This window comes from Mesorhizobium sp. CO1-1-11, from assembly GCF_020164995.1.
Lineage (GTDB): Bacteria > Pseudomonadota > Alphaproteobacteria > Rhizobiales > Rhizobiaceae > Mesorhizobium > Mesorhizobium australicum.
In genome coordinates, this window is sequence record NZ_JAIUHE010000024.1 from 80,995 (window position 1) to 87,992 (window position 6,998).

Genomic DNA, 6,998 nt, shown 5'->3' on the forward strand with positions numbered 1-6,998 from the left:
ATTTGCAGGTGCCGCCCTTGCCTCATCTGGCCATTGCCGCTTCTTACGCCGGACACGCCTGGATCAATGGATGGGGTCAGCGTCGCAAGCTTCGACGACTTCTTGGCGCAGCTTCCATCGCCAATGCTCGTCGTCCATCCTGTCTGGAGAGGGGGAGCCATTTTCGTCAGCCCGCGTGGCCAGCGCAAAAGTCCAGGTCGGGACACCCTTCTTGTTCATGGGCGGCACCCATTCCAGCTCTTCGGCGAGTTTGCGCCCCAATCCGCCGTACTGACTGTTGGCAGAAACGTAACTGTCATAGCCGCCTGCATGGGCAAGTTCCGTTGCGGTCATGATGTGGTCGACCGCCTGGCAATGCGCATTTAACATCGCCTGCTGTTCGCTAGTTATTGAGATCGCGTCAAATGCGGCGCGGACCTCATTGACCGTAGGATAGCCGCCAATCCTTAGAGTGCGCTGCTCGCTCTGCAGCAGGTCCAGCTCTTCTTTGACTGCAAGGATAGCAGCTTGTTCTGTTGCTCCTGATCGCTTTCCCCCAACAGTAGTCTCGGCTCGGAAAGCTCGGGCATTCCACTCGCCAGAAACCCTCATGCTCTTGATAACGAAGCGGCGGTATTTTGTTTCGTTGGCCATGATTTCAATCCTCTACCAATTGAAAAAGACGATTAGCCTCGCTCGTTCAACGCCACGCGCATGGATGCCACCGTTTGTGCGGCCATGATGCCGCGCCAATCGCTGTCACCGTGCTTGAACCAGTTGAGAAGCTTGGCTTCGGGATTTTTGGATATCGTGCGAACGCGTTTGGTCAGGCCGGACCACGCGCCGCGAAGCTCGCCAATAGACGTTCCCACCAGGTTTGCAATTTCGGAAGCCATGAAATCGCCATTACGGTTGACGATCTCTTGGAGGATTGAAGTGGACTTTTCACTACAATTGTTGAGAAACAGCTTGGCTTCCGGCACGTCGAGCCGCGCCAGCCCCTTTTCGTCACTGCTTTCCAAGACCGCCCCGCTCCCCGATACGGGCAGTGGGCCCCCGAACTGGCCGATAATGTATGTCATGATCGCGCTTTGCACGGAGGGGTCAAACGCCTTGTAGGCGCTGACAGGTATGATTATGCTCGCTTCTGCCATTTACATTTCCTTTCGTCAGTTTACGTCAGATCACATAGATTGACGTAGCTATGCTGTCAAACGATTTTGTCTAATCGTCTCCATTTTCGATAAATCACGTCCCGTCTGGTGGCGTTGATCAAAGGGGGAGGGCAACTCATGGAACACGTCTCCACCATCTATGCAGAAAGCCGCACGCTGAACCGAGTCGAAGAGGTCATGACTGACTTCATCCTTTGCGAACTGGCGGGCACTGAACCGCAATTCATTGCGGCGATTGCTGGCTATCTCGGAATTAACCAGCCGTTCTCGATTAAATCAGTGAGGCGAAGTGTCCACGAAAGTTCGCTAGGGGAAACCGACGTCGAGCTCGTGCTTGAAAATGGAGGGAGCCGCTGCGGCCTCCTGATCGAGAACAAGATCCGGGCGCTTCGGATGGCGCGGCAGTTTGAACGATACCGAATGCGAGGCGATGAAGGCGTTGCCAAGGGGCTATGGGACAAGTTCCTTGTCGTTCTTGCCGCACCGCAACGATACGTAGACGCGCTGCTGCCGGAAGAGACGAATTTTCTCGACGGATATTTGCCATACGAATGGATCGTCGCCTGGCTCGAGAGTCACGATGGAACGCGGCATGCATTCAAGATTCATGTCTTGCGGGAAGCAATCGCGGACGCTCGCGCCGGATATTCAAAGAAGCGCGACATGCGCATGACGGCTTTCCATCACAGCGTCTACGAAATCGCGTCCGCAGAATTCCCTGAACTTCGCATGGCTTGGATAGAAAAAGCTGGTCATGATGACTCGATTATCCATCTTCCCTATGCGTTGCCGGGACGAGGGGACAAGCTCCTCTTCAAGGCTAAGATGGGAACTGCGGAAATGCGCATCGAGACGCGCGATTCGATCGGCATGGAGCGCGCGCTGCATGCACTTATCGACCGAGACTGGCGCACTACGAGAGCGAAGGGGTATGCGGGCGTTGAAATAGCAGTGGCACATATCGATCCAACGTCTGATTTCGCAGAGATTGAAGCGGATGTGCGTGAGTTCCTGACAGCCCTTACTGCGCTACAGAACTTCTATCACCAGAACGACGTGGCAGTGACAATTGAGGCAAATCGAGTCGTGCGCTGAATTTTCATAGCTGCAAGAGAAGTGGGCGAAGCGCATATGCTTTCAGCCCATTTGGGGTCTCGCGGTAGCATCGTCCCGAAGGACAATATTGACCATTTGGTCGGGAATCCACTCATCCGTGGGTGGTTAACCGCACCAGCCGGCTTGTATGCCTTCACCGCTTTGAACCGTTTCCCGGACGATGCAACTGTAGGAAATTGCTGCTCTGGATGCAGAGCCTTGCGGCCTCCAATCGCTATTTGGCTTTGGGCCTACGCTTTGCAGGGGCCTGCTTCGCTGGCGCGGCAGCGGCCTTGCGGCCGAGGCCAATCGTCTTCGCCATTGCGGATCGCGTTGCAGAATAACTCGGCGCTACCATGGGGTAGTCTTTTGCCAGGCCCCATTTTGCTCGATAGGCATCTGGCGTGAGACCGTAGGTTGCGCCCAAGTGACGCTTCAGCGATTTGTATTTGCGACCGTCTTCAAGGCTGATGATGTAGTCGGGAAACACAGACTTCTTGGGATTTACCGCTGGTGTTTGTACAGGTTTCGGGGCGGCAATGGGCGTGATCAGCGCGGAAAGGGCAGAATTTACGCTGGAGATGAGGTCAGGCAGTCCCGCAACTGGGGTTGCATTGTTTTGAACGTATGCGGCGACGATGTCTGCGGTTAGTTCTAGAAGAGCGTCTTTTTCTGCTCTGGCTGGCGCTCGGCAATCGACGAGTGATTCGGATTGCACCGCGGATTTGAAATGAGTGCAACAATTGCACTCATTAAATGTGGCGACAAGGTGTTCTTAAATCGGTATTAAACGGGCAATACAGTAAAAATCATCCTTTTGGCGCTATTTTGATCAGTAAGCCTTGATTTTTGCCGCTGCCCCTCGTCTCCATTTCCGCATCTACTATGCAATCAGCCAAGCGGATATTTAGAGATGAATTCTCCATCGATCGAAATGCAGCCCGTAGCGGCCCTTCGGCCCTATACCGGTAACGCTCGAACTCATTCAAAAAAGCAGATCCGACAAATTGCCGAAAGCATCTCGCGCTTCGGCTTCACCAATCCGATTCTGGTGAGTGACGCCGGTGAGATCATCGCAGGCCACGGGCGGGTCATGGCCGCGAAGGAGCTTGGAATTGTCGCCGTACCAACGCTGCGGCTTTCGCATCTCAGTGCTGAGGAGCGTCGCGCCTATATTGTTGCCGACAACAAGCTTGCGCTGAACGCGGGCTGGGACACGGAGTTCCTGGCGATTGAGCTGCAGGCGCTGATCGACATTGATTTCGATGTCAAGTTGACCGGGTTCTCGCTCGCTGAAATCGATCTGACACTTGACCATGCAAGAAACGCTTCGGCGGCCGCGAATGATGTCGCGGATCTGATCCCGGAACTTCCTAGCGCGCCGGTTTCGAGGCAGGGCGATGTCTGGTTGCTTGGCCGTCATCGGTTGCATTGCGGTGATGCCCGATCGAGCGACAATGTCGCTCGCCTGATGAGCGGCGAGACGGCCGATCTAATCTTCACGGACCCGCCATATAATGTTGCCATCGACGGTAATGTTGGCGGTCTAGGCTCTGTCCGACACCGCGAGTTTGCGTTCGCTTCTGGCGAGATGAGCAATGCCGAATTCACAGAGTTTCTGACGGTGACGCTATCCAATGCCTCTCGCGTTTCCAAGGACGGCGCCATCGCGTTTGTCTGCATGGATTGGCGCCATATGCGCGAGCTTCTCGATGCAGGGCAGGCGGCATTCACCGAACTCAAGAACCTCTGCGTTTGGAATAAGTCGAATGGCGGCATGGGCAGCTTCTATCGTTCGAAGCATGAGCTGGTGTTCGTCTTCAAGATAGGCATCGCTCCCCACACCAACAGTTTTGGCCTTGGCGACACGGGTCGATATCGGACCAACGTCTGGGACTATGCCGGCATCAGCAGCCTCGGCGCCAACCGCATGGATGAGCTCGCCATGCATCCGACGGTAAAACCGTTCGCGCTGGTCGCCGATGCGATCAAGGACTGCTCGCGGCGCAACGAGATCGTGCTCGATCTATTCGGCGGCTCCGGCAGTACGCTCATCGCCGCGGAGAGCTGCGGACGGCAGGCAAGACTGATCGAATACGATCCAGCCTATTGCGACACCATCATTGCACGCTGGCAAAACTACACGGGCAAACGAGCGCTGACGGGCGATAACGGCGCCGACTTCGACACCGCTGCGAGCCAGCGCGGAGTGCCTCCTATCAGCGCCAATGGCCAAGTCTCGAAAAGGAGGCGTTCCAATGTTCGCTGAGAAGGGAAGGGGCGCCTCAAAGAAGGCAAAATCGGCCGAGCCCAACCAGGATGTTCAGAACGAGATTACGCAACGCATCATCTTCGGTGCTGGCTACGGCAGTCCGCCAGAACACACGCGTTTCAAGAAAGGCGCCCCCTCGCCAAACCCAAGGGGCCGACCGCGTAAGGCCTCGCCCAATCTGTCGCTTGCTGAGCAACCCATGCTTGAAGCTGTGCTCAAAGGAGCCGACAAAAAGGTTGCTATGCGCGAGGGTGGCAAGGTCACGCAGGTTCCCGCGCGCACGGCGCTTGTACACTCGGTGTATGCCAACGCCCTAAATGGCAATGCTCGCTCCCAAGGCCTGATGGGGGATTGGTTGCGAACGGCCGACGAAGTCAACGCTCGAGAGATCAGGGAACCTCGCGATTATTGGCGGACCTACAAACGGGTTGCCCGTGAGCTAATTGCCGAAGCAAAGGCAAAAGGTGAGAGCGAACCTATTATAGTACCGCACCCCGACGACATCATCCTCGACGACGAGAGCGGCGCACGCATCATCGGGCCGTTCGACGAGGAAAGCGCCAAGCAGACGCAGGACACGATTGACCATCGGCATGCCTTCATCCTTCAGGCGGCTCTGGATGAGCGGTTCATGCCTCCGTCAACAGACGACGACCCGCGCAATGCACCGGGTGCGGCCATCGAGTTTGCAAAGCTCATGAACCGGGCTTTGCCACCAAGATTGCGGTTCGCTGAGTGGTCAATCTTCGATCGGGTCGATTTCTACTCGCGTCATTCTAAGCGCTGGCTCCTCAAGGAGGTATATTCGACCTGGCGCAAGCTCGGCAAGAAATTCAAGCGCGGGCAGCTCTTTCCCAGCCTCGGTTGGGCGGTGGAGAAGCTTACCTTGATGCACGATCTTCAGGCAGCTGTGGGACACGGCCATCTAGACCCCGATGCGATTGCTGACGGTCATTTCGATGAAACGGCACGCGAGTTTTCGAGGAGAGAGGTTTCGCGTTTGAATGATGGAGGGCCGTCGACGGGTACATAGCGCAGGCATGCTCATACGCAGCCCGCAGACCTGTGTCGTCCACCAGCTTGCCGTCCGTACGATCGGCGGCGTCATTTCGCCGGGTGAGGTGATCATCCTGGGGGCGCCGGCGGCCGACGATCTGACCGTCGAAACCCGCATAGCGCCGCAGGATATCGATCAGCTCTCGCTCGTTCAGCACGTGGCACTGAAGCTCCCGGCGTTACACCAGCGCGTGACGCCGGAACTGAACGGCTTCGTCAACGAAATCTCCGCCGATCTCAGCGCGACGAGCGAGGCGGCGCGCGCTTCTACACGGCTCGCGTTAGCCTGCCAGGCACGGAGTTGAAAAAACTGAGAGGGCTTACTCTAGCCTCCGGCATGCCTGTTGAAGCGTTCTTTTCGACTGGTAGCCGCACGCTGCTTCCTATTTGGTGAAACCCCTGCCTGATCAGATCGAACGGGCTTTCAGGGAAGACTAGGGTTTCTCACCAGTTCACGACCCATGTTATGCGGTATCAGATTGAGCCAAGTATTTTCTATGGCCGATTGCCGCGCCTGGCGTATGGCGAACCGGCTTTCCGGTAGCGCACCACTACTATTGACGTGGTTCAGATGTTGCGGTGTCCCTTTGAGTTCACCGCAATTGATAGGCCAGTCCTCCGGGCAGCTCCTAGCCACCTCCAGAAGCAAGCGTTTCAATGAAAACGAACGTGACTGGTCGCTGTGTCAAAGCGGACGCTCACTTTGAGGAAACATGATAAACGGGATATTCGAAACTCCTAATTGAGGTTATACTTATTTTGAGTGGCCTGGATGTGGAACTCCGGCATGATTGATTCAGATGTGTTCGATTTTGTCGAACGCTGTAGAAAGCACACAGCGACGGGGCCGCTGCTTGGCGACCTTCTCGAAAGCGTGAAGAATCTCGGCTTCGAGCACCTTATCCTGAGCGGTGTGCCGCTCGGTGGCCAGAAGCTAGCACCGATGGTTGAACTAAACGGCTGGCCAGCGGGCTGGTTCGAACGCTATATTGAGGCCGAGCATGCTGCAGTCGACGGGGTTTGCATTTATTCCGCCAAAACTCTGAACCCGTTTCTCTGGGCCGATATTCCAGCAAAATGGTCCGATACTGAGGGCTCGCGACGTGTCGCGGGTGAAGCGACAGAGTTCGGCATCTTGAGCGGTTTTGCGGTGCCGATGCTCAGCGTTCACCATTGGCAGTCCGTGCTGTCGTTTGCGTCTTCTGCCAAGTGCTGCACACTTTCTCCGCGACAGCAAGTGCAGTTGGTGACGATGGCGGTATACGCCGGCATGTCGATCCAGGCTTTGTCAAATGACGAAGACGGCGATGAAGGTCCGCTGACAGATCGGGAGAAGGAAGTGCTTTTGTGGGCGGCGGCGGGCAAGACCTCGTCGGAAACATCCCAAATCCTTGGTCTGACCGAGCGCACCGTCAAATGGC

The 6,998-nt window shown here is 56.1% G+C and carries 8 protein-coding genes; 5 read left to right on the plus strand and 3 right to left on the minus strand.

Features of this window, described 5'->3' with window-relative positions; genetic code table 11:
- Nucleotides 1–63: 63 nt before the first annotated feature.
- Nucleotides 64–633, minus strand: a complete 570-nt coding sequence (locus LB554_RS24930; protein ID WP_224587449.1) for a hypothetical protein — start codon at nt 631–633, stop codon at nt 64–66.
- 32 nt (nt 634–665) lie between these two features.
- Entirely contained in the window at nt 666–1,133 is a 468-nt protein-coding gene (locus LB554_RS24935; protein ID WP_224587451.1) for a hypothetical protein, read from the minus strand.
- A 138-nt stretch (nt 1,134–1,271) separates the two neighbouring features.
- Between LB554_RS24935 and LB554_RS24940 the strand changes: the two genes are divergently transcribed.
- The gene (locus LB554_RS24940) at nt 1,272–2,249 is read left to right on the plus strand and encodes a hypothetical protein (RefSeq protein ID WP_224587453.1); all 978 of its coding nucleotides are present in this window, start codon (nt 1,272–1,274) and stop codon (nt 2,247–2,249) included.
- A gap of 235 nt (nt 2,250–2,484) precedes the next feature.
- Here LB554_RS24940 and LB554_RS24945 read toward each other — a convergent pair whose 3' ends face one another.
- A complete protein-coding gene (locus LB554_RS24945) occupies nt 2,485–2,967 on the minus strand; it encodes a MucR family transcriptional regulator (protein WP_224587455.1) in 483 nt (160 codons plus the stop codon).
- Nucleotides 2,968–3,162: 195 nt separating this feature from the next.
- Here LB554_RS24945 and LB554_RS24950 point away from each other — a divergent pair, with 195 nt between their 5' ends.
- The 4 genes from LB554_RS24950 to LB554_RS24965 all read left to right on the plus strand — a co-directional run.
- Nucleotides 3,163–4,518 carry a site-specific DNA-methyltransferase gene (locus LB554_RS24950; RefSeq protein ID WP_224587457.1) on the plus strand — a complete coding sequence of 452 codons (1,356 nt, stop codon included), beginning with the start codon at nt 3,163–3,165 and terminating at the stop codon, nt 4,516–4,518.
- Nucleotides 4,508–5,554 (plus strand): DUF5681 domain-containing protein, encoded by a 1,047-nt coding sequence (locus tag LB554_RS24955; RefSeq protein ID WP_224587459.1) that lies wholly within the window; start codon nt 4,508–4,510, stop codon nt 5,552–5,554. Before LB554_RS24950 ends, LB554_RS24955 begins: the two co-directional genes overlap by 11 nt.
- A 7-nt stretch (nt 5,555–5,561) precedes the next feature.
- Nucleotides 5,562–5,882, plus strand: a complete 321-nt coding sequence (locus LB554_RS24960) for an HlyD family efflux transporter periplasmic adaptor subunit (RefSeq protein ID WP_224587461.1) — start codon at nt 5,562–5,564, stop codon at nt 5,880–5,882.
- Nucleotides 5,883–6,364: 482 nt separating this feature from the next.
- On the plus strand, nt 6,365–6,998 hold a 634-nt coding region (locus LB554_RS24965), incomplete at its 3' end, for a LuxR family transcriptional regulator (RefSeq protein WP_224587462.1).

Coding starts and splice junctions, on each gene's coding strand:
- LB554_RS24960 (WP_224587461.1), top strand. CDS start 5,562: ATGCTCATACGCAGCCCGCAGACCTGTGTCGTCCACCAGCTTGCCGTC.
- LB554_RS24955 (WP_224587459.1), top strand. CDS start 4,508: ATGTTCGCTGAGAAGGGAAGGGGCGCCTCAAAGAAGGCAAAATCGGCC.
- LB554_RS24940 (WP_224587453.1), top strand. CDS start 1,272: ATGGAACACGTCTCCACCATCTATGCAGAAAGCCGCACGCTGAACCGA.
- LB554_RS24950 (WP_224587457.1), top strand. CDS start 3,163: ATGAATTCTCCATCGATCGAAATGCAGCCCGTAGCGGCCCTTCGGCCC.
- LB554_RS24930 (WP_224587449.1), bottom strand. CDS start 633: ATGGCCAACGAAACAAAATACCGCCGCTTCGTTATCAAGAGCATGAGG.
- LB554_RS24935 (WP_224587451.1), bottom strand. CDS start 1,133: ATGGCAGAAGCGAGCATAATCATACCTGTCAGCGCCTACAAGGCGTTT.